This is a genomic window from uncultured Desulfovibrio sp. (genome assembly GCF_944324935.1).
Lineage (GTDB): Bacteria > Desulfobacterota > Desulfovibrionia > Desulfovibrionales > Desulfovibrionaceae > Desulfovibrio.
In genome coordinates, this window is sequence record NZ_CALUYG010000012.1 from 31,679 (window position 1) to 52,426 (window position 20,748).

Genomic DNA, 20,748 nt, shown 5'->3' on the forward strand with positions numbered 1-20,748 from the left:
AACATACCAAGAGCTTCCCGCATGAGGTCAGGACGATTTTTTTGCCTCACTGTGTTCTCCCGGCACAGTGCACCGAATCAGCTGGGGGAAAGCCGTTTTTCCGGCGTGCGGGCAGGGCTGTCCTTGTGGAGAAAGACAGTGCGGCAAAAAGGAGTTTCAAGCGTAAGCGCGGCAGGGCGCGGAGGAGATCGCCGCCCCGCAGGGGCGGAAGCTCCGACGCCGGACGGACGCTCGGCCCGCGCTCTGCGCGGGACAGCGGGAGGCCGAACGCCCGCTGCCGCGCGGCAGGGAGGAGGCAGGGGGACGCACTCCGCAAGCGAACGCTCGTCAAGGATGGCTGCCCCGACGCGGGGTAAGGGGTTGTAGGGGGCAAGGGGCGGCGTAAGCCCCTGCCCCCTGCCCCTCGCCGGGAGGCGACCAAACCCCGGTGCGGGGCTGAAGCCGCCGGCCAGCGACGGAAAAAGAAAGAAAAATGATGCCGCCGGGAGGCGACCCGGCCCGGCGTCCGGGCCGAAGCCGCCGGCCGGCGCGAAAAAAGAAAAAAGAAAAAAGGATGCCGCCGGGAGGCGACCTGGCCCGGATGCCGGGCAGAAGCCGCCAGCCAGCGACGGAAAAAGAAAAAAAGAAAAGGCGACCACCCCCCTGCGGGGCAGCGGTCGCCAGTCGGCGATATAAAGAGGAAAATTCCCCCACCTAGCCCTCAAGGAAAGCGCGGTACGCCTCAAACGTGGCAAAAAGATCCACGCTGCTCGAGAGCTCAAAGGGACTGTGCATGGAGAGCAGAGCCGGGCCGCAGTCGATGACCTGCATGCCGTAGGCGGCGAGAAAAAGCGCCACCGTGCCGCCGCCGCCAAGATCCACCTTGCCCAGTTCGGCCACCTGCCACGGGATGCCGCGGGCATTGAGCAGGCCGCGCAGCTCGCCCAGGAATTCGGCATCGGCTTCGCTGGCCCCGTACTTGCCCCGCGAGCCGCCCACCTTGCTGAAGCAGGGGCCGTAACCAAGCTGGGCGGCGTTCTGCTTTTCATGGACTTCGGGGAAGTCGGGGTCAAAGGCGGCGGTCACGTCGGCGGACAGGGCGCGCGTGTTCATAAATACCTGTGAGACAGGCAGGGAGGGCGCCCAGGCGCGGGCGATGTCCTCCACGCAGAATTGCAGGAAGCGTGAGGAGGCGCCGGTGGCTCCGTCGGAGCCGATCTCCTCCTTGTCCCAGAAAATGACGGCCATGTTCGGCGCATTGCGGCCGGGGCGGGCGGTGAGCAGGGCTTCCAGCGCCGTGAAGACGCAGATGCGGTCATCCTGACCGTATCCGCCGATGAGGGCCTTGTCCAGCCCCACGAAGGCGGCCGGGCCTGCGGGCACGACCTGCATGTCAGCGGAGATGAAGTCTTCCTCCCGCACGCCGTATTTGTCGTGCAGCAACTGGAGCAGATAGCTCTTGAGGGGCTCCTTTTCGTCGTCCTTGCCGCTGCGCCCGGCACGCGGGGCCGGACTGTGGGAAAGGATGATGTTCAGCTTCTCGGCCTCAAAGGCGTCATTCAGAGGCTGGGTGGACTGCTTCTGCGCCAGATGGGGCAGCAGGTCGGCGATGGTGAACACCGGATCGCCCGGTCGGTCGCCGATGGCGATGGAGAGCGTCTTGCCGTTTTCCAGGCTGACGACGCCGCGCAGAGCCAGCGGTCGGGCCAGCCACTGGTATTTGCGGATGCCGCCGTAATAATGCGTCTTGGCCTGGGTGACGCCGGGCTGCTCGATGAAGGGGCGCTGTTTGAAGTCCAGACGGGGCGTGTCGGCATGGGCCGCGATGAGGTGCAGCCCCTGCGAGAGGGGCGCGCGGCCCCGGCGGGCGGCAAAGAGTGCCTTGCCGCGGAAGGGACGCATGAACAGACCGTCCCTGGGGTTCTCGCCGTAGCCCTTTTCGGCAAGGCGGCGCTGCACATAGGCTACGGTCTCGCGTTCGGTCTTGCAGGTGGAGATGAATTCGATGTAGCGCCTGGCGAAGCTTTCCATTTCCTTGCGGCGGGTGGCCGTGGCGGCATAGGTTTTCCAGGCGCTTTCCGGCGTGTAGGCGATATTGGGAGTGTTTTTCTTCATGGCTGTATCCTTTCTGTGAGCGCGGCGCGCAGCAGTGTGGCCACGCAGGCATGATCCTGCTCGCTCAGCGTGCGGGGGTCAAGGCAAAATCCGTGGTCGTCCAGCCGGCCGATCAGGGGCGGGTCGCCATCCAGCAGGCGCTGGCGCAGCTCGACGGCGGAACAGCGCGTCGGCTCCAGACAGACGAGGGTGGTCGGCAGATCGTATTGAGGGAACGCGCCGCCGCCCACGCGGGAGACGTCTTCGCGCAGCCGTATGGAGCAGGCGTCGCCCAGCGCGCGGCGCAGACGGGCGGCAAGACGCCGGGCCGCACGGGCCAGCGCTTCGGGAGCCAGAAAGATCATGCGCAGCGTGGGGATGCGCTCCCGCGCCAGCTCCGGGTCGCAGTAGAGGCGCAGGGTGGCTTCCAGCGCGGCCAGGGTGAGCTTGTCGCAACGCAGGGCGCGGGTGAGCTGATTGGCCTTGAGGGCGGCGATGCGCTCCCGGCTGCCCGCGATGATGCCGGCCTGTGGGCCGCCCAGCACCTTGTCGCCCGAAAAGGTGACGATGTCGGCCCCGGCGGCCAGCACCGAGGGCACGGTGGGCTCGTTGGGCAGGCCGCAGGCGCTGAAGTCCGTCAGGCTGCCGCTGCCCAGATCCTCAAAGACCGGCAGGTCGTGCTGACGGGCCAGGGCGGCCAGCTCTTCCAGCGGTACGGCGCTGTGGAAGCCCAGGATGCGGTAATTGGAGGTATGCACGCGCATGAGGGCGCGGGTCCGCTCGTTGATGGCGGCGGCATAGTCCCGCAGATGCGTACGGTTGGTGGCCCCCACCTCGCGCAGCGTGGCGCCGCTCTTGGCCATGACCTCGGGGATGCGGAAACTGCCGCCGATCTCCACCAGCTCGCCGCGCGAGACGATGACCTCGCCGCCCCGGCAGAAGGTATCCAGCACCAGCAGCACGGCCGCCGCATTGTTGTTGACCGTCATGGCGGCTTGTGCGCCGGTGAGGCGGCAGATGAGCTGTTCCGTCAGTTCCTGTCGCGACCCGCGCCCGCCGGTACGCAAGTCCAGCTCCAGAGTGGAATAGCCCTGCGCGGCCCGCAGCACGGCTTCGCAGGCTTCAGGCGCAAGGACGGATCGGCCCATATTGGTGTGCACCACCACGCCCGTGGCGTTGATGACCGGGCGCAGCCGGGGCCGCAGGGCGGCCCGCACATGGGCCAGCAGCAAGGGCAGATGCGCCGCCAGGGCGAGCTGGTCAGGCTCGCTCACCCGACCGGCGCGGATGTCCTCGCGCTGCCTGTCCCAGTAGACGGTGACGGCTTCGCGCAGCAGGGGGCGCGGCTGCGCGCGCAGTTCCGGCGCGCGCTCCAGCAGGGCTGTCAGGCAGACATCGACGGACGGCAGGCAGCGAAAAAGATTCATGCGGGTTCCTCCGGGCTGAGGGGATCCGGCATCGTCAGATAGCGCGGGAACAGGCTGAAAAATTCCGCCAGCAGATACAGGGAGCCGCAAAGCACCACCGGAGCGTCGGCAGCGGCGGGACGAAGCGCGCCCGCGGCGGCCAGCGCGGCGGTCACGTCCGGCACGGCGCGGGCCGTGGGACGGGCCCGTCCCGCATTGCAGGCCGCCGCCACGGCGGAGGCATCGGCGGCGCGTTCGTTGTGCAGTTGCGGCACGAGAAGGGGGATGTCCCCCAGTTCCTTTTGCAGCAGGCGCGCCGCGGGCAGCCAGTCCTTGTCGGCAAGGCAGGAGAAGACGGCGCAGCGCGGCGTCCGCCCGAGCTGGCGCAGATGGTGGACCAGCGCCTGCATGCCGTGCGGATTGTGGGCCCCGTCCAGCAGCAGGGGCGGATGGGAGGCGCAGGCGGGGAGGGATTGCAGGCGGCCCGCGATGAAGGCGCGGGCAAGGCCGTCGGCCTCGGCGGGCGTGGGCGCGGCGGAGGCGGACAGGGCGGCATGACCGAAGCGCGGGGCCAGCGAGCGCCAGGCCGCCAGGGCCACGGCGGCATTGACGCGCTGATGCGGCCCGGCCAGGCCGAGCGGCGCGGCGGGCGGCAGGGGCTCCACGAAGCTCAGTGGCGCGGCATGAGCGGCCGCCGCGGCTTCGAGCGCGGCGCGGGCCGCCGGATACTGCGGCGCGCTGACGACGGGGGCGCTGTCGCGGATGGCCGCGGCCTTGTCGGCGGCGATGTCGGCCAGGGAGGGGCCGAGGATGGCCGCATGATCAAGGGCAATGGGCGCATAGCAAAGCGCGTCGGCCGGACAGGCGGTGGTGGCGTCGTGGCGGCCGCCGAGGCCGGCTTCGAGGATGGCCAGCTCCACGCCGTGGCGGGCAAAGGCCAGCAGGGCAAGCACGGTGAGGAATTCAAAATAGGTCAGTTCCGGGCAGGCGGCGTAGACCTCATCGGCCAGGGCCGGCCATGCCGCCTCCGGCAGGGGCACGCCGTCCAGCCGGATACGCTCGGCGGGGGAGACGAAATGCGGCGAGGTGTACAGCCCGGTACGCAGCCCGTGGCTGCGCGCCAGACTGTCCAGAAAGGCGGCGGTGGAGCCCTTGCCGTTGGTGCCGAGCACCTGCACGCAGACAAGGGGGGGGCGGACGGGGAAGAGGCGGGCAAGGGCCTGCTCCATGCGCTCGAGCCCCAGCTCCATATGGAAGAAGCCGCGGGCGTCAAGATGGGCGATGACCTGGGCAAATGAGGGAAAGGTGGTGTGCATGGGAGGGAGTATGCCAGAAAGCACGGGCCGTTGGCTACTGCCGGGAGGCGCAAAAAACGCGGCGCGGGGCAGGCGGTCGGTGCGGGAAGGAAAATCCGCCTGCCCGGTTGCTTTCCGTATCGGGCTGCCCTAGCATACGCGCATGGAAAAAACGATCATTCCCACATTATCGACTGGGGACGTCGCCGCCCGTTGTACGGTGTTTCTGCTGACCGCCGACGCGCGTTCGCCGCGTCGCGAGGAGCTGGTCAAAGCCACGGGAGGAGCCGTGGTGCGGATCTGTACCGACGTGGCGGCGCTCAATGCGGCCGTGCGTGCCGCATCCACACATTATTGTCTTATCTGGAGCGAGGCCCTCGTGCCGGCGGAAGGCCTGCTGCCGCGCCTGGTGGGGCGGCTGGAAGCTGATGCGGCCTGCGTGGGGGTGTCGCCCGTCTGGACGTATACGCTGGGCGACAGGCGCATCAACGCCCTGGCCGGCATGGCCGTCACGGCGGACGGCGGGCTGTGCGCCCTGTACGAAGGCCGGGACGCGGCCTCGGCCCCGGTGCGCGGCGTGCGTCGCTGCGCGCTGGCGCCCGTACAGTCCCTGCTGTTGCGGCGGGAGGCTTTCGTGGCGCTGGGCGGCCTGTCGGAGCAGCTCGATCCGCTGCTGGCCGGGCCGGATCTCTGTTTGCGTCTGGCCGCGCAGTACAGCCGGCAGGGGAGCGGCACGGCCTTCTTCGCCGTGGAACCGGAAGCGCGGGCGGACCTGACGGACATCCTGCTGCCCCTGAAGCTGGTCGGCCTGTGGAACAGTCTGGTCTCGCGCGGGCGTCTGTCCTGCCCTGTGGCCGGGGATCTCCATACGCATTGCGCGGCGGACGGGCTGACCTGCGGCGTGAGCCGCTGGCTGGTGGACGGTCCCGCGGATCAGCTTGCCCCGGATGTGGACGCGGCGGCCCCGTGGCAGGAAAGTTATCTCGCCTGGCGCGCCAGCGGGGATGCCGCCCTGTTGGCCCGCAGCGTGGAGGCCGCCCCGGCGGCGGAAAGGGAGCGTCTGCTGGAGCTCTGCCGCTCATTGCCGGACTGCCTGCCGCACACGGCGGCATGGTACGCCGCGCGGGCGGAAAAACTGCGCGCCTTTGCCGGCCGGCACGGGCTGGACGCCATGCAGACGGCGCTGTCGGACTGGGATGCCGCGGCCTTTCGGACGGACTGTCTCGTGCCGGCCATGCAGGCCCTGCGACGGCAGGACGTGTACGAGGCGTCGCTGGAGGCCTGCCCGGGGACCTATGATGCCTGGCTGGAGCTGGAGGAAGGACCGCGCCGGGCCGCTGCCGCCGAAAGGACGCCCGCCGCGGTGGGGCAGGCGTCCACCGTGGAGACCGGCGCCGCCAGGCCGCGCCTTTCCGTACTCATGCCTGTCTGGAATACCGATCCCGCCTTTTTGCGGGCGGCGGTGGATTCCGTGCTCGGGCAGACGTACGCGGACTGGCGGCTCTGCATGGTGGATGACGCCTCGGACAGGCAGGAGACGCGCGAGCTGCTGGACAGCCTGAAAGATGCCGATGCGCGCATCCGCCTCGTGCGGCGGGAGACGAACGGCGGCATCGCCAGCGCCTCCCAGGCGGCGCTGGAACTGGCGGACGCGCCCTGGGCGGCGCTGCTGGACCATGACGACATGCTGGCTCCCGACGCGCTGGCGCAGGTGGCCGATGCCGTGGCCGCCCAGCCGCACTGGCGCTATCTGTTCAGCGACGAGGACAAGATGGACGCCGCGGGCGTGCGGCGCAATCCCTTCTTCAAGCCCGGCTTTGACCGCGATCTTTTGGAGGGCGGCAATTACGCCTGTCATCTCTCGGCCTTTGACCGGGAGACGCTCCTTGCCTGCGGCGGCTTCCGCGAAGGCTTCGACGGCGCACAGGATTTCGACCTCATCCTGCGGGTGACCGACGCGCTGGAGGACAGGCAGATCGGGCACATCCCGTCCATCCTCTACCACTGGCGCGTGCATCCCGGCAGCTGCGCCGGCCAGGTGGGGGCCAAAAAGGGCGTGGAGGACGCCTCCCGCCGGGCCCTGGCCGACCATCTGGTCCGCTGCGGACGACAGGACGAGATCTGCGGAGCCGGGCTGACCAACTTCTTCCGTCTGGGCCGCCCGCTGCCGGAAAAGGCCCCGCGCGCCAGCGTGGTGCTGCTGGCCCGCCCCGGCGTGACGGTGACGCCGGCCCTGCGGCAGACGCTGGAGGAGCTCGCCGCCCTCTGGCCCTGCGAGATCCTGTGGCAGCCGGTGGACGTCTCCATCGACGAGCCCAGCCGCGCCCCCTTTGCGGACTGGAAGGCCCTGCCGCCGGCCACCAACTGGGCGGGCGGCTGCAATGCCGCCGTGCAGGCGGCCTCCGGCGAGCTGGTGCTCTTCCTCGATGCCGCCCTGGCCCCGCTGCCGGGCTGCCGTCCTGAACAGCTCCTCATCCAGGCCATGCGGGAGGATGTGGCCGTGGCCGGAGGGATCATCCATCGTGACGGCGCGCTGTGGAACGCCGGGCTGGCTCCCGGCGCGGGCGGACTGCCCTTTGCCTTCATGCGCGGCATGCCCCGCGAGCTGCTGCGGCATGTGGCCTGGGGCCAGCTGCTGCTGACCCGTCCCAGCATCGCCGCGCCTATGGAGTGCATGGCCTTCCGGCGTGCGCTCTATCTGGATCGCAACGGCTTCAACGTGAACTTCGGGACGCTTTCCGGGGCGGACTTCTGCCTTGGCGCGGCCCGTCGCCGCCTGAAGACGCTCGCCAGCCCGTGGGCCCAGTGGACGCTGTTGGGCGAGCATGCCGAGGACGCCCTGGCCGTGCGGACCCAGATCGCCATCCAGGAAGGCTCGGGGACGCAGTGCGGCACGCTGCGCGCCGCCGAAACGCGGGAGTCCTACATCGCTTATCAGCAGATACTCCAGCGCTTCAAGGACCGCTGGGGCGACGACATCCGCCGCAGTCCCATCCGTAATCGCCAGCTCGGCGCGGCCTTCGACAACGGCTGGCGTCTGCCGCTCTGATTGCCGCGCAGGAGCGGAAAGGGACACGTTTGCCCGCGCGGCATACGGGTCAAGGTTAAAAAAATCGCCTCCGGCAGATGCCGGAGGCGATTTTTTGCGCGGGAACCAGCGCGGAGGACGAAGGGCCAGCCGCTACGGCCGTCGCGACAAAAACAGGACCGTGTCCGCCGGGGACGGGAGCAGCGCCCCGCCGCCCGCGGCCGGGCCAAAGGCGGGACGGAGCGTCCGCGATGCCGTCTAGCCCAGCACGGCGGAGCCGCGGAAGGAGATGTCCACGATCTCATAGGTGACGCGTCCGCGCGGGATGTCCACGCTGACTTCGTCGCCCACTTCCTTGCCCAGCAGGGCCTGGCCCACGGGCGAGAGGAAGGAGATGGAACCCTTGGCGGGATCGGCTTCGTCCGGGCCGAGGATGGTGTAGGTGCGGCTCTCCTCGGTATCCACGTCTTCCACTTCGACGGTCGCGCCGAAAATGACCTTGTCGCCGCTCAGCTTGTCAAGATCGATGACCTGGTAGAGCGCAAGGCGGGACTCGATGTATTTGATGCGGGCCTCTGCCATGCCCTGCCGCTCCCGGGCGGCGTCATAGCCGGCATTTTCCCGCAGGTCGCCTTCTTCCCGGGCTTCCTTGATGGCCTGGATGATCTGCGGGCGTTCGCTCTTGAGGCGGGCCAGCTCGTCCTCCAGCTTCTTGTAGCCCTGTGTCGTGATGGGGATGGTGGTGACAGCCATAATGTTTCTCCCTTGCGCGCACAGCGCGGTGAGCATGACCGCTGCCGCCGGCGTGCGGGCAGCGAGGGCAGCGCGGGGCTGCCATGTGGTTACCGGGGGCCGGATGGCAACGGCTCAAAAAAGAAGTGCCCGAAACCACCTTGGCGGCTTTGGCACAGTCAGAAAAAAAGTGTCCTCCACGGCATGAGCATGGCATGGGGACAACTCTACTGGTGGAATGACCATACGCTTTCCGGCGGTGGCGGTCAAGCCTCCACGGCTGGCGACCGCCCACGCCCCGCCGGCCGCCGCATCCGGCGGGCGGAGCGGAGATGACGGCAGATGACCGGCCTTGCTTGCGAAATATGGGAAAATGGGCTACGCCTGAAGCAATAAAAACAATCTGTTCCGATCGAGCCGCCATGAAAAAATATTTGCGCTATCTTGGCCCTGTGCTGATCAGCTGTCTGTTTTTGCTGGCCATCTACCTCCTGTATCAGAAGCTCAAGGCGTACAGCCTGGAAGAGATCCGGCAGAGCATCGAGCAGGTTTCCTTTTTCAGCATCGGTCTGTCCATCTTTCTGACCGCCATCAATTATCTTATCCTCGTGGGCTACGACTGGCTGGCGCTCAAGGCCATCCACAAGAGCCTGCCGCTGCCGCGTGTGGGGCTCGTCTCACTGGTGGGGCAGTCGGTCAGCTACAATTTCGGGGCCCTGCTGGGGGGCACGACGGTACGGTATCGCTTCTACTCGGCGTGGGGCTTCTCCTTTTCCGAGATCGTGCGGCTGGTGCTCATGCTGGCCGTCACCTTCTGGGTGGGGGCACTGGGCCTGAGCGGCCTCATCTTTCTCGTGGCTCCGCCCGTCATCCCCGACGAGCTGCTGACGAAAATGCCCATCAAGGACATCCGCATCCTTGGCGTGCTGCTGTTGTTCGTGGCGGTGGTCTATCTCGTGCTCTGCTTCCGCGTGCGTAAGCCCGTGCACATCTTCGGCAAGGAATTCGTTTTCCCCGCGCCGCGCATCGCCGTGGCCCAGATGGTCGTGGCCGGGGTGGATCTCATCGCCGCCGCTTCCTGCATGTATGTGCTGCTGCCGCATGATCTGGGCATAAGCTTCATCGAATTTCTGCCCGGCTACCTCATGGCGCAGGTGGCGGTGGTGCTGACGCACATTCCCGGCGGGGTGGGCGTCTTCGAACTGGTCATCATCCATCTGACCCATACGCCGCGCGAGCAGGCCGTCTTTGCGGCGGTGCTGCTGTTCCGCCTCATCTACTACATCCTGCCCCTGCTGGCGGCCGCGGTGCTGCTGGCCGTCTACGAGGCCCGCCAGAGCCGTAACATGCTGCGCGAGGCGGGGCGCTGGCTGTCGGTCGTCTCCCATTCCGTTTCCGCCTACCTGACCTTCGCGGCGGGCGTATTCCTGCTCATTTCCACGACATTGCCCATCCGTGCGGCGGCCCTGGCCCGCATGAGCGAGATCCTGCCGCGCGTGCTCATGGGGGCCGGGCACTTCGTCTGCGCGCTTTCCGGCGCGGCGCTGCTCTTCGTTTCCTACGGGCTGGAGCGGCGGCAGCGGCGGGCCTACCTTCTGGCGGCGAGCGCGCTGTCGCTGGGCATCATCGGGGCGCTGCTCAACGCCTTTTCCTGGGGCTGCGCCCTTATGAGCGCCGTGGTGCTGCTGGCCGTGGTGCTGGGGCGGCGGCGCTTCTACCGCTCCTCCTTCTTCTGGGAGGAACCCGTCCCCCTGTACTGGCTGGGAGCCGCCTTCGGGGTGCTGGTGATCAATTTCGCCCTGGGCTGGTTCATCTACGCGCCCCACTGGGAACGGGCGGAACACTGGGGCTTCGATCAGGGCTTCAACGCGCCGCATGTGCTGCTCGGCTTTGCCGGCATCGCCGTGCTGGTCATCGTGGGCTGGCTGTGGCGCGTGAGCCTGCGCCGCCACAAGCGCAGGCGCGAACAAAAGGCGCAGGCGACGGGCGACGCGTAACGAGCGGCGCGAAAGCGAGAAGAAAGATACGGACGGCCCCCGGCTGATGCTGGGGGCCGTCGTTTTGTCGCCGGGAAGGTGGGGACTGCCAATACCCTGTCGCGCTGCGGCGGACGGGTGCGGACATCCCGTGAAAAGTGTGCCCGCATACTGTCATATGCGGGCACACGCGGTCAGTCTGGCAAGCGGGGCTTGTTGGCTAGAACTCGTAACGGAAGGTGCCGAACACCCCGTGGGCCGTGGTGTGCGCCCCGGCCTGAAGGTTGTAGTTCACGCCGAAGCTCAGCGCGTCATTGCCGAATTCGATCCCGGCCTGTCCCATATAGGTGATGTAATCCAGCGTCTGGGTTTCCACCTCGGCCGTACGGTCGACGCCCGTGAAACGAACATCGCCGCGGGCCTTGATGTCACCGGCCGCCGGGATGACCGCCAGATCGAGACTGGGGGTGAAGCGCCAGCCGTTGCCCGTCTCGATATCCTTGGAAAAGGCGACGCCCACGGGGAATGTCCAGATGTTCTGGTGCAGGGCATCGCCCTCCAGAATCGTACCGCCGCTCTTCACGTCGTAGTCATAGGTGTTCAGGCTGGTATAGCGCACACCCACATGGGGGATGATGTCCAGCACGCTGGTCTCCAGCTTGTACTCGCCGCGCAGGCCCGCGCTGAGGGCATAGGCGTTGATGTCGCTTTTGAGATCGCCCATCTGCATACCGGAGGGCAGTTCCTGTTCCACATCATTGAAGGTGGAGGTGTAGTGGAGATCGGCCGTAAGGCTGAAGGCATTGGGAGTCCAGCCCACATAGGCTCCGATACCCCAGAAGTTCATGTTGTTGGTGGTCTTGTTGAAGTCGCCGGAACCCTCGGCATAACCGCCGCCGATGTTGAAGGTGATGCCCGCGCGGATGGCCTCGGCAAAGGTATAGTCAGCGCCGATGGCCACGCCGCCCAGACCGCCGCTCATATCCATGTCGAAGTTGCCGCCTTCCAGCCCGAAGCCGTTCCAGCTCTGGTACAGGGGCATGATCCACATGGCGAAGCCGGTCTTGCCATTATCGACGGCTTTGCCATCTTCCCCCATGCTCTGGAGGCCTCCGTGCGGGGCCGCCAGACTGGTACGCTGGCTCACAGCCGTGCCAGCCGCGTTATGCGCGGCCCAGGTCAGCTGCGGCACACCGCCGATGACCGCCATGCGTGCCGCCCCCTCGATGGTGGACGCCGCAAGAGCGCTGTTGGTTGTGCCGATATGGGTGTCGCTCAGCGCGCGGGAAAGGAAACGCACGCCCCCCTGTGACGACTGCACGTCCACGCCGGGGGTAAGGGCCATGCGATCCACCAGCGTCGCCATTTCGCCGGACAGTGCGGGAAAGGCGCTTGCTGCCGCGTTGGATGTGAGCGTCACGCTGTAGGCGCCGGTTGCCGTATCAAAGTCGCCGCCCGTGGCGGAAAGCAGGGCCGTGCTGGTAGTGAGGTTGGCATCCGTCCAGCCGGCGGGATCCTTGCTGGCCGTGCCGAAATTGGCGGTGACGTTCACCGTCTGGCCGCCCTGACCGCCCACGATATGCAGTTTTGCCCCGGAGGCCACGTTCAACGTGCTTGTGCCGCCCGCTTCCCCTGAAAGGGCCGTGCCGCTGCCGACGCCCGCGGCATCGACGACCAGCAGTGAGCTGTCGGCAAAGGTCGCGCTGTTGGCTGTGGCGGGAGCGCCTCCATGCACCCATGTGCCGTCCACATTGATGCCGCCTGTGGCGGCCAGCGTCTGGGGCGTGCGGATGGCCAGGGCGGCGGTGATGTCTTGCCCCCAGCTCCCCTTGCCGTCATTTTGATAGCGGATCACCTCGCTGCGGAGCCATTCGGCATCCGTGCTGCCCAGCGAGACCATGCTGTTGCGGCCGGCGGTGAGCAGGCCGTCCACCGTATCGGCGGCAAAGCTCAGGCCGCCCAAGGCGGCGTTGGAGGTATCGCCCGCCGCGATGAACGGCGGATCAAAGGCGATCTTGCCCCCGTTCATTTGGATGTTGGCCGCCGTGAAGGACGTAGCGCCGTTGCTGGAACCCACTTTGATGTCTGTCTGTGCATTGCCGGTAAGCCCGCCATTCACAGTGATTTTTCCTTCCCCGCCCTGCGCGTTCGATCCCACAAGGATCTGGCCGCCGTTATCCTGGAGCGTTCCCTCGATGGTCAGGCTGGAAAAAAGAGGCTCCATTTTTTCCGTCATATCTCCTGTCACCTGCAGGAGCCCGCTCTCTTCCACGGAAACGTCGCCAGTGACGTTCCAGTCGCCGGACGCGACCTTCATTTCGCTGTTTATGGTCGGTCCGGCCGCTCCCACAACGACGCTGCCCTGCACGGTACCCCCCACGACGAGGGGGGAGGGGTCCGAATTCCCCAGGCGCAGCGAACCGCCGTTGAGGGTCAGCGTCCCCGTGCCGTCGCCTATCTTAAGATCCCGGTTGCCGGCGGAGGCATCCCCCGTCAGGTACAGTTTGCCCGTCGACAGCAGGAAGTTGTTGGTCGGCGAGCGCAGTTCCATGGCACTGGCTTTGAGCGTCGCTTCCATCCCGCTCGGATTGCCCTCGGCAAATTGGGTCGTTCCAAGGTTGAGGGTATTCCCCTCAAGCACGAATGTGCCGTTGATGGATATCCTCCCGTAGTCCTCCATCTTCACCTGGCCGGCGGACGGCGCGGTGGTCACGAAGTCGCTGACGTCCATAGTCAGGGTCTCCGAGCTTTGGACTTTCACATTGGTAGCGCCGTTCACGGTCTGACCGGTCTGGAGCCAGGTATTCCAGGCCGCGGCATCAGCAAGTTCGGTCTCCGCCTGCGCTCCCGCCGGCATGCCCAGCGCCAGCGCACCGGCCAGGAGCGTGCCGCCCAGCACATTGAGCATATGGCATTTTTTGAGGATGGCGCGGTAGCGTTTTATAAGCATCCCCAGTGAACCTTGCGACATGTGCATGATCCTCTCCTTTGTACATGGTTATCTGTTTGGTGGGTGAATGTCCGGCTGGTCGGCGCTTTTTTGCAGCGTGCCGGGCATCCGACGGTCTGCACGACGACAGTCCGCTTCCTTATGATCATTCCGTGCGTTCCCGCACATGCGTGTGCCGCAAGGAGCGGCGTTCACTTCGCGATTACAGCTTGGTTATATTTTGTTGAGTATACCAACATTAGCGGCGGGTCAACGTCTCTTGGTATCATTCCAAGATGGACGATCATCCGAAACTGACTGAAGCCACGGCCCGCGTGCTGACCCGCCTGCGGGAGGATGCCGGGCTGAGCAAGCGCAGGCTGGCTGCCCTGACCAGCATCGACCGCGTGTATCTGCTCCAGCTGGAGCAGCAAAAATACCGCCCGACCCTCAACGCCGTTTTTTTGCTGGCGCAGGCCCTGGGTCTGCCGCCGGGGCGTCTGGTGGACATGGTCGAGGCGGAACGGCTGCGCCTTCTGGATGACGGGGCGGAGGCGGTCACGCGGGAGGCGCAGGACGCTCCGGCCGAGCCGGGCCGGGGGCAAGCGCGGGACCAGCGAGAGGCTCCGCCAACAGGGGAAAGTCCTTCCGAAACCTCGCCTCGGCGGCGGTGAGGATGTCATGGCAGGCGGGATGGCGCAGCGCGCGCAGACGGTGCAGCACCTCGCCAGCCCCGTCGCCGTCGGCATTGCGGCAGAGCGCCTCCAGCAGCAGGGCGCCGGCACGCGCATACAGGTACTGGGCGTGCGGCGAAAGCTCACGGCAGGGCAGGGAGCACCACAGGCGTCGCACCGGCGTAGCCGCCTGGGGCAGCAGGGAGCGGCCCATGTGCCAGAGCGCGCCCGCCCGGCCGCCCCCGCGCGGATCGTTGCGGGCCTCCAGCGCGGCAAGGCAACGGTAGACGGCCACGGCCCTGCCGCTTTTTCCCTGCCGGAGCTGATGGAGCAGAAAAAGCCGGACGGCATCCAGTTTGAGCGGAAAAAAGCCGTCGAGCCGCCGGATATGCCGCAGCACAGCCGGCAGGCGGCTGCTGTCGCCGTCATGGCACAGCCGGCGAAGATATTCCAGAACGGCTTCGCGCTGGATGTCCTCCGGCAGACACAGCAGAAGGGAAGCAAGCGTTTCGCGCATGAAAGACCTCCGAAAACATGACCATATTCCAGTCTTTCAAGCAAAAAGGCTCCGCCGTCAACAGGGGCTGGATATTTCTGTATGAAAATTGAATATTCTCGCAAGATAGTGAAATAGCAGGCGAAAAAAATTTTTTTCGTGCGGGCGGGATGGCTGCGCCCAGCGTGGCCGGAGCGTGCTGGGAGAGATATGACGTGGACTCAGCGCATACGTCCTGTTTGCTTTGGGTGGCGAATCGCCTCGTTCTCCTGCCATTCCCTCGGGAAAAGCGCGCTGGGGACGGGATGTGGGGGGCGTGGGGGAAGAATGACGGGAACGCCTTTTTCGCTTCGCAGCGAAAAGACTGGGCCCTCCCGGGCCGCCTTTCGGTCGCCGCCAGCGCGGGAGCGGGTTTCCCTTCCCCCCAAGCCCCCCATCCCTTCCCCAGCGCGCTTTTACCGGAGAAGAGGCAGGAACACGTGGCAACCCCGCCCCCAAAAGCAAGCGGAGCGTGTACAGCTTATTTGTTTTATATATTGAAATTATTTGTAAAATTTGTGTTAACAGGCCCTAAAAAACGCGCCGGGCGTGTCAGCCGCGACAGGCGTCCAGTTCCCGCAGCCAGTCAGGCGTCAGGGCTTCGGGCAGGCGGCGGATGAGATCGGCCACCGGCGTGTCGGGCCGGGGCTCGCAGAGGACGGCAAGGCGGCGTGCGCTGCGGGAGGCGGCCTGACAGGCGGCGCAGAGGGGCCAGCCCGCCGCGGCGAAGGCGGTGACGAGGCCGGTCACGATGTCGCCCGTGCCGCCGATACATTCCATAGCCGGGACGGAGGGGCTGTCGATGACGGCACGCACCTCGCCCTCACAGACGATGTGGTCCGCCGCGCCCTTGATGAGCAGATGGCGCGGGCTGTTGCCGTGCGCCAGCACGCGCGCGAGCAGGGGAGGGATGTTGTGGTCCTCGGCCAGCAGGAAGCCGCGCGTATAGAAGGGGTGCGGGGCCTTCTCGTCCGCGAGGAAGGCCAGCTCGCCCACATCGGGCGTGAAGAGGTCGTAGGCGTCGGCATAGCCGCTCATTTTGGCGGCGTACATGAAGCCCGCGTCGGCCAGCATGAGCGGCGGCCGCGGCAGGGCCTGAAGGGCCAGCAGCACACGGTTGTGCCAGTCCGCGTCCGGGAAAAGGTAATGGAAGGTCAGACCCCGCGGCGCGAGGCGGGCGGCGTTGTCGCACAGCCAGGCATAGAGGCGGCGGCTGCCGTCGCCCGTACCGACATCCCCGGCCAGCAGGGCGCGAGGGACGTCCGTGCCGAGGGCTTCGCAGGCCAGCAGGGCCGTGGCGGCCAGCGCGGCGGTGCCGCGTTCCACGGTCACGCCGTGACCGTCCGGCAGGCGAAGGGTCGCGCCGTCCAGCCGCAGGGGGCCGTCGGGCGGGGCCAGGGAAAAGTCCGCGTCCGGCACGCTGCCCGCTATGCACCACATGCGAGCTGCCTCCGGGCTTCTTCAAAGGCTTTCTGCAGGCTGTAGCAGCACAGCGTCTGGCCCAGGCGCAGCGGCTCGACGGCCGTCTCCAGCTTGCAGCCGCACAGCTTGTGCGCCAGCCACGGCACGTCCGGGCAGCCGCCGCCGGAAATGTTGACGATGCGGCCGTCCCGCGTGTCCACGGTGATCTTCATATTGGCCGCCCGCACCATGAGCCAGCGATCCAGCCGCTTCACCTGACAGAGCGAGACGGGCTCCAGCAGCTCATCCGTGACCACGGCCACCTGACGCGGCTCCTGTCCTCCCTGCCGCAGGCATTCCAGGACGGCCGCCTGCCGCAGGAGCGGAAAGGCGATGACCATGTCGCAGCCGGTCTGCAATTGCGGGGGCGGGCCCTTGACCTCCACGGTGAAGCCGGCGTCGCGCAGGCGGCGTTCGGCCCGGATGACGTCGCCCGTCTGGTCGAAGACCAGCAGGGCCGTGGCGGCGGGTGCGGCGGACGGACGCGCGTCGCGGGAGGCGGCGGGCCGCAGCAGGGAGGAGAGGCGTTGCAGCAGGGTCGGCATGGCGGTGGTCGTCTTTTTGTCGTGCGGCGGGCGGGCAGGTCGTCCGTCCGCCGCACGGTCAAGGGTTACTTGTGGATGTCGAGCCGGAAATCCGGCCCGTCTTCGGTGACGTCCACCGCAAAGCCGCCGTTGCGGGCGGCGCGGCTGACGTTCTCGCGGCTGGCCTCGTTGTCCACCAGCACGGTGAAGCTGCCGTCGGGCATCTTTTTGGCGGCGGTGAGGAAGAGGAGGACAGGTTGCGGGCAGGAAAGGCCGCGCGCATCGATGAGTTCAGCCATCAGGCGCCTCGCTTGCAGTTGAAGAATCCGATGATCAGGCAGACGGCCAGTCCGCCCAGCGCGCCCAGCATGCCGTGGGGGCCGATGCCCGTGGCGCTGGAAGCGAACCCGAAGTTGTGGGCCACGGCCGCGCCGAGGATGAGCCCGACCACAAAGACCGCGGCGTCATTGTCGCCCTCGCCGGCCATGAAGAGCTGGCGGCCGGGGCAGCCGCCGGCCAGGGCAAAGGCCAGCCCGGCGGTGACCATGCCGAGGAAGTTCCAGAGGCTCTCGGTGTGGGCGATGGGCTGGCCTTCCATGCCGGGATGAAAGCCGCCCAGCGCGACATTGAGCACGAGGGCGCAGGCCAGCATGGCCAGCACGCCCAGGGCCAGATGCCATTGCTTGAACAGGAGCACGTCACGGATGGCCCCCATGGTACAGAAGCGGCTGCGCTGGGCGAGCACGCCCACCACAAGGCCCGCCACCAGCGAGAGCAGCACGGGCGCGTGCGCCGCGCCGGGGCCCTTGAGGGAATAGAAGAGCACGCCGCTCTTGTCCTGCCCCTCCACCTGCGGATTGAGCAGGAGCAGGACCAGCAGGGCCAGCATGATGCCGGGCAGGATGAGCCCGCTCACCTTGCCCTGACTCTGGCTGCGGCCCAGCGAGAAGCCCTGCCGGAAGAAGAGCGTGCCGATGCCCACGCCGACGATCAGGCCGGCCAGCCCGAAGAGGGCGTTGGCGTCCCCGCCGGCGAGCCGCATGATGACGCGCCAGGGGCAGCCCAGAAAGACCAGCGCGCCGATGGCCGCCACCATGCCCAGCAGCAGGCGGATGATGGGCGAGGAGCCGCCGCGCGCCCGGTACTCGCCAAAGAGCAGGGAGGCGCAGAGCGCCCCCAGCACCATGCCGAGGATCTCAGGCCGCAGATACTGGACGATGGCCGCGCGGTGCAGGCCGATGGCTCCGGCGATGTCGCGATTGAAGCAGGCGACGCAGATGCCCATATTGCCGGGATTGCCCATGCGTTGCAGCAGGATGGCCAGCGCGCCCAGCACGAGCCCGGTGCAGACCACGCCCGCCGTGGTGGAAAAGAAGTTGGAACCGGTTTTCATGAAACCTCCTTGTGATGCGGATGACACAAGGCAGCGCGGGACGTGGCGCGCGGGTCGCAACCGCGACGGCAGGGACGGAAAACCGGTCAGGAGCGGGAAGGAGGGAGCCTCTTTGCAGCCGCCGGCCGACGCTTCCGTCCGCAGGCGCTCCACACCGTGGAGCGACCGGATAGACGTCAGTTGCGATACGACGGCATGGCGCTGCTTCCTCCGAGAATGTCCGCCCTTCCTCTCTCGGTGGAAGAGCGGCTGAAAAAGCTTAGGCAAGCCCGTGGAAAAGGTCAAGGCAGGGCGATGGAAAAAAGCGTCCGCCCGACGTGTCCGTGTGACGGTGCGGCCCCGGCGGGCTTCATGGCAAGGAGAGGAGATAGGGGCGCAGCGTCGGGCGGGTACGGATGTCGCCGTGATCGACGATATGTCCGATCATGGCGTCGTCGGTGGTGATGATCGGGCTGGGGCCGCGACGGAAGCCCAGCCCGCAGGGGACTTCGGCGGAAATGAACACGCCCGCCTGATAGTAGTGCGTGCCGTCGCAGACCAGTTCCGCCTTTTGCTGATAGATGAGGGGCTGTCGGGCATAAAAGCCGTCGGTGCGGGTGACCGCCTGGCCATTTTCCCAGATGGTGATGTTGCGGCCCTCGCGGCCCCAGATGGGTTTGGCCACCTGGGCCACATCCGGCAGGGGGGAGCTGGCGGCGGGCAGAAAGTGGGGATTTTCGGGAAAAAGGCGCTGCACATGGGCCAGCAGGGCCTTGCTCTGATAAACGGCCGCGTACGGGGGATTGCAGACCACAAGGCCGGGATCCCGCTCCATGCTGCGCAAAAGCTCGCGAGCCATCCGCTCGTCCTCAAGAAAGAGCAGATCCCAGGGGACCATCTTGATCATAAGATGAAATATCTTGTCGATATAGGCGCCGCTTTTGTCCACGGAGCACAGGCCGTGATCCCTGTCGATGCAGACGTCCGTCCAGTGCAGGCAGGTCCCCGTCAGCCCGGCGTGTTTCGCGGCGTCCTTGATGATGAAGGTGTTCAGATCATCCTCGCCGTCGGCGGCGTTGGTGAACAGGACGCCCCGTCCGGCATGGGCGGGGAGCAGTTCGGCAAAGAAATCCCGCAACTGCTCGAACAGGCTGTTGTACTGGAAATGGTCCGGGTCAAGCTCGTGGTATCTCGCAAGCGCGTACTGCAGGGAGGAGACCTCAAAGATGGAGAAGGGCGTATCGGCGTTGAATTCCAGCAGCTTGATGGGCAGACCGGCAAGCCCGCCCGCAAAGTCGAAGCGGCCCAGCATGTGCGGATGCCGGATGTACTCGCGGTAAGTGCGCTCGATGACCGGCACGGCATAATCCGGTATGCCCAGTTCGTCCAGACGCCGTGAGGCGATGAAGTATTCCGCCGCGCTGTCCACGTCCCGAAAGCAGCGCTCAGCCGCCGCGTAATAGGCGTCGGCCTCCTCCTGTGAGATGATGAGGATGTCCGAACACTTTCCCTCCTTCGGGTAGCCGAGGGCGTCGTACAGACTGTCCGGGAACGGAGGAAAACGGAACAGATCCATGCTCAGCTTCCCGAGCTCATGCCGCTGAAGCTGCCGCCGCGCGCCGTGATGTTGGCCCGCTGCGCACCGGACGAGACCGCGCCTTTCGACGAGCCGAAGAAGAACGGCAAGAAGCTGGAAGACCCGCCGCTGCTGTTTTCATCGCTGGAGTATTCCGCTGCTTTTGCCAGTTCCGCCTCCTCCCGCGCCTGCTTGGCGGAAAGCGCCTTCCAGCCCGCCCAGCCAAGCGAGGCCAGCGCCAGAACGGCAAGGCAGCCGAAGAGTTTGGGAAACTTGCCTCTTTTCGCGGCGGAGCCGTCCGCACCGGATCCCTGCTGTCCGGGGTCTTCGGGCCAGGGGGTGAGCATCGTGCCGCCCATGTGCGGATTGTCGCATGCTGTGGCCATGTCCGCCGGGCTTGTCCGGCTGAGATATACGGTCATGTCCTTTCCTTCGTATCGACGAAAAACAACAGTGTGGAGGACGCCGGGAGGGCGGCCTGGGGCATTTTCCTTTTGAAACGCTGCGCGTTTCCAAACGCCCCGTCCTTCCCGGAAAAAACGCGGTTTTTCCGCTCACTTTGGGGCGGGCGGCGCTGTGCCGCCTCGCGTCCGGCTGTTTTTAAAGGCAAGACGCTCTATGCCCCGGCCTCATCTGCCCGGGAGAGGCGCACCTCGTCCAGTCCGTCCCGTTCCTCAAGGAGCACGTCGATACGCTCCTCGCGGCGCGTGGCCACGCTGCGGCCCACATAGGTGGCCTCAATGGGCAGTTCGCGGTGGCCGCGGTCCACCAGCACGAGCAGTTCCACGCTGCGCGGCCGGCCGTAATCCTGGAGCGCCTCCAGCGCGGCCCGGATGGTGCGCCCGGTAAAGAGCACGTCGTCTACGAGAAGGATGTTCGCCGCGTTCACGGGGGCGGGGATGCTGGACTGGCCGATCTGCGGTTTGCCTTCCAGGCTCGTCCAGTCGTCACGATAGAGATTGATGTCCAGGGAGCCCAGGGGCAGCGGATGTCCCACCCGGCGGGAAAGCAGGTCGGCCAGGCGGCGGGCCAGATCCACCCCGCGGCGCTGGATGCCCACGAGCTGGAGGCTTTCGCACCGGCCGTGCCGCTCGTAGATCTGGCTGGCCAGCCGGTCGAGGATGCGGGAGATCTCTTCCCTGTTCAGGATGACATGGGCATTCATGG

At 66.7% G+C, this 20,748-nt stretch carries 16 protein-coding genes; 3 read left to right on the forward strand and 13 right to left on the reverse strand.

The features are described 5' to 3' along the window. Window positions 1–693: 693 nt before the first annotated feature. Genes Q0J54_RS04355 through Q0J54_RS04365 form a run of 3 tightly spaced genes read right to left on the reverse strand, consistent with a single transcriptional unit; the run spans window position 694 to window position 4,795 of the window. The gene (locus Q0J54_RS04355) at window positions 694–2,094 is read right to left on the reverse strand and encodes an aminopeptidase (protein ID WP_296304199.1); all 1,401 of its coding nucleotides are present in this window, start codon (window positions 2,092–2,094) and stop codon (window positions 694–696) included. Next, on the reverse strand, window positions 2,091–3,500 hold the full coding sequence (gene selA / locus Q0J54_RS04360; protein WP_296304200.1) for an L-seryl-tRNA(Sec) selenium transferase: 1,410 nt from the start codon (window positions 3,498–3,500) through the stop codon (window positions 2,091–2,093). The genes Q0J54_RS04355 and selA overlap by 4 nt, the downstream gene beginning before the upstream one ends. Next, complete coding sequence (locus Q0J54_RS04365) at window positions 3,497–4,795, reverse strand: cyanophycin synthetase (protein ID WP_296304202.1); 1,299 nt, start codon at window positions 4,793–4,795, stop codon at window positions 3,497–3,499. Before Q0J54_RS04365 ends, selA begins: the two co-directional genes overlap by 4 nt. A gap of 142 nt (window positions 4,796–4,937) precedes the next feature. Between Q0J54_RS04365 and Q0J54_RS04370 the strand changes: the two genes are divergently transcribed. Further along, window positions 4,938–7,823, forward strand: a complete 2,886-nt coding sequence (locus tag Q0J54_RS04370; RefSeq protein WP_296304204.1) for a glycosyltransferase — start codon at window positions 4,938–4,940, stop codon at window positions 7,821–7,823. 237 nt (window positions 7,824–8,060) lie between these two features. Here the strand turns inward: Q0J54_RS04370 and greA are convergent, their stop codons facing one another. Then, the gene (greA, locus tag Q0J54_RS04375) at window positions 8,061–8,555 is read right to left on the reverse strand and encodes a transcription elongation factor GreA (protein ID WP_296304205.1); all 495 of its coding nucleotides are present in this window, start codon (window positions 8,553–8,555) and stop codon (window positions 8,061–8,063) included. 401 nt (window positions 8,556–8,956) lie between these two features. Between greA and Q0J54_RS04380 the strand changes: the two genes are divergently transcribed. Next, the gene (locus tag Q0J54_RS04380) at window positions 8,957–10,531 is read left to right on the forward strand and encodes a lysylphosphatidylglycerol synthase domain-containing protein (RefSeq protein ID WP_296304207.1); all 1,575 of its coding nucleotides are present in this window, start codon (window positions 8,957–8,959) and stop codon (window positions 10,529–10,531) included. Window positions 10,532–10,730: 199 nt separating this feature from the next. Here the strand turns inward: Q0J54_RS04380 and Q0J54_RS04385 are convergent, their stop codons facing one another. Continuing rightward, window positions 10,731–13,487 carry an autotransporter domain-containing protein gene (locus tag Q0J54_RS04385; protein WP_296304208.1) on the reverse strand — a complete coding sequence of 919 codons (2,757 nt, stop codon included), beginning with the start codon at window positions 13,485–13,487 and terminating at the stop codon, window positions 10,731–10,733. Window positions 13,488–13,735: 248 nt separating this feature from the next. On the opposite strand from Q0J54_RS04385, the gene Q0J54_RS04390 reads away from it, so the two are divergent. Next, window positions 13,736–14,113, forward strand: a complete 378-nt coding sequence (locus Q0J54_RS04390) for a helix-turn-helix transcriptional regulator (protein ID WP_296304210.1) — start codon at window positions 13,736–13,738, stop codon at window positions 14,111–14,113. On the opposite strand, the gene Q0J54_RS04395 is transcribed toward Q0J54_RS04390, so the two are convergent. The 8 genes from Q0J54_RS04395 to pyrR all read right to left on the reverse strand — a co-directional run bounded on the left by Q0J54_RS04395 (window position 13,998) and on the right by pyrR (window position 20,746). Beyond that, window positions 13,998–14,630, reverse strand: coding sequence for a hypothetical protein (locus tag Q0J54_RS04395; protein WP_296304211.1), 633 nt, complete (start codon window positions 14,628–14,630; stop codon window positions 13,998–14,000). The two genes, Q0J54_RS04390 and Q0J54_RS04395, sit on opposite strands and share 116 nt — an antisense overlap. A gap of 570 nt (window positions 14,631–15,200) precedes the next feature. Continuing rightward, window positions 15,201–16,088, reverse strand: coding sequence for a sugar kinase (locus tag Q0J54_RS04400; RefSeq protein WP_296304212.1), 888 nt, complete (start codon window positions 16,086–16,088; stop codon window positions 15,201–15,203). Further along, window positions 16,076–16,654, reverse strand: a complete 579-nt coding sequence (locus Q0J54_RS04405; protein WP_296304213.1) for a DUF3343 domain-containing protein — start codon at window positions 16,652–16,654, stop codon at window positions 16,076–16,078. Before Q0J54_RS04405 ends, Q0J54_RS04400 begins: the two co-directional genes overlap by 13 nt. Before the next feature lie 65 nt (window positions 16,655–16,719). Next, complete coding sequence (locus tag Q0J54_RS04410) at window positions 16,720–16,932, reverse strand: sulfurtransferase TusA family protein (RefSeq protein ID WP_296304214.1); 213 nt, start codon at window positions 16,930–16,932, stop codon at window positions 16,720–16,722. Beyond that, entirely contained in the window at window positions 16,932–18,026 is a 1,095-nt protein-coding gene (gene yedE / locus Q0J54_RS04415) for a YedE family putative selenium transporter (RefSeq protein ID WP_296304216.1), read from the reverse strand. The genes Q0J54_RS04410 and yedE overlap by 1 nt, the downstream gene beginning before the upstream one ends. A gap of 349 nt (window positions 18,027–18,375) precedes the next feature. Further along, window positions 18,376–19,581: a glutathionylspermidine synthase family protein gene (locus Q0J54_RS04420; protein WP_296304217.1), complete on the reverse strand. Its 1,206-nt coding sequence runs from the start codon at window positions 19,579–19,581 to the stop codon at window positions 18,376–18,378. Window positions 19,582–19,583: 2 nt separating this feature from the next. Further along, window positions 19,584–20,003 carry a hypothetical protein gene (locus Q0J54_RS04425; RefSeq protein WP_296304218.1) on the reverse strand — a complete coding sequence of 140 codons (420 nt, stop codon included), beginning with the start codon at window positions 20,001–20,003 and terminating at the stop codon, window positions 19,584–19,586. 194 nt (window positions 20,004–20,197) lie between these two features. Beyond that, on the reverse strand, window positions 20,198–20,746 hold the full coding sequence (gene pyrR / locus Q0J54_RS04430) for a bifunctional pyr operon transcriptional regulator/uracil phosphoribosyltransferase PyrR (RefSeq protein ID WP_296304219.1): 549 nt from the start codon (window positions 20,744–20,746) through the stop codon (window positions 20,198–20,200). Between the last annotated feature and the right edge of the window lie 2 nt (window positions 20,747–20,748).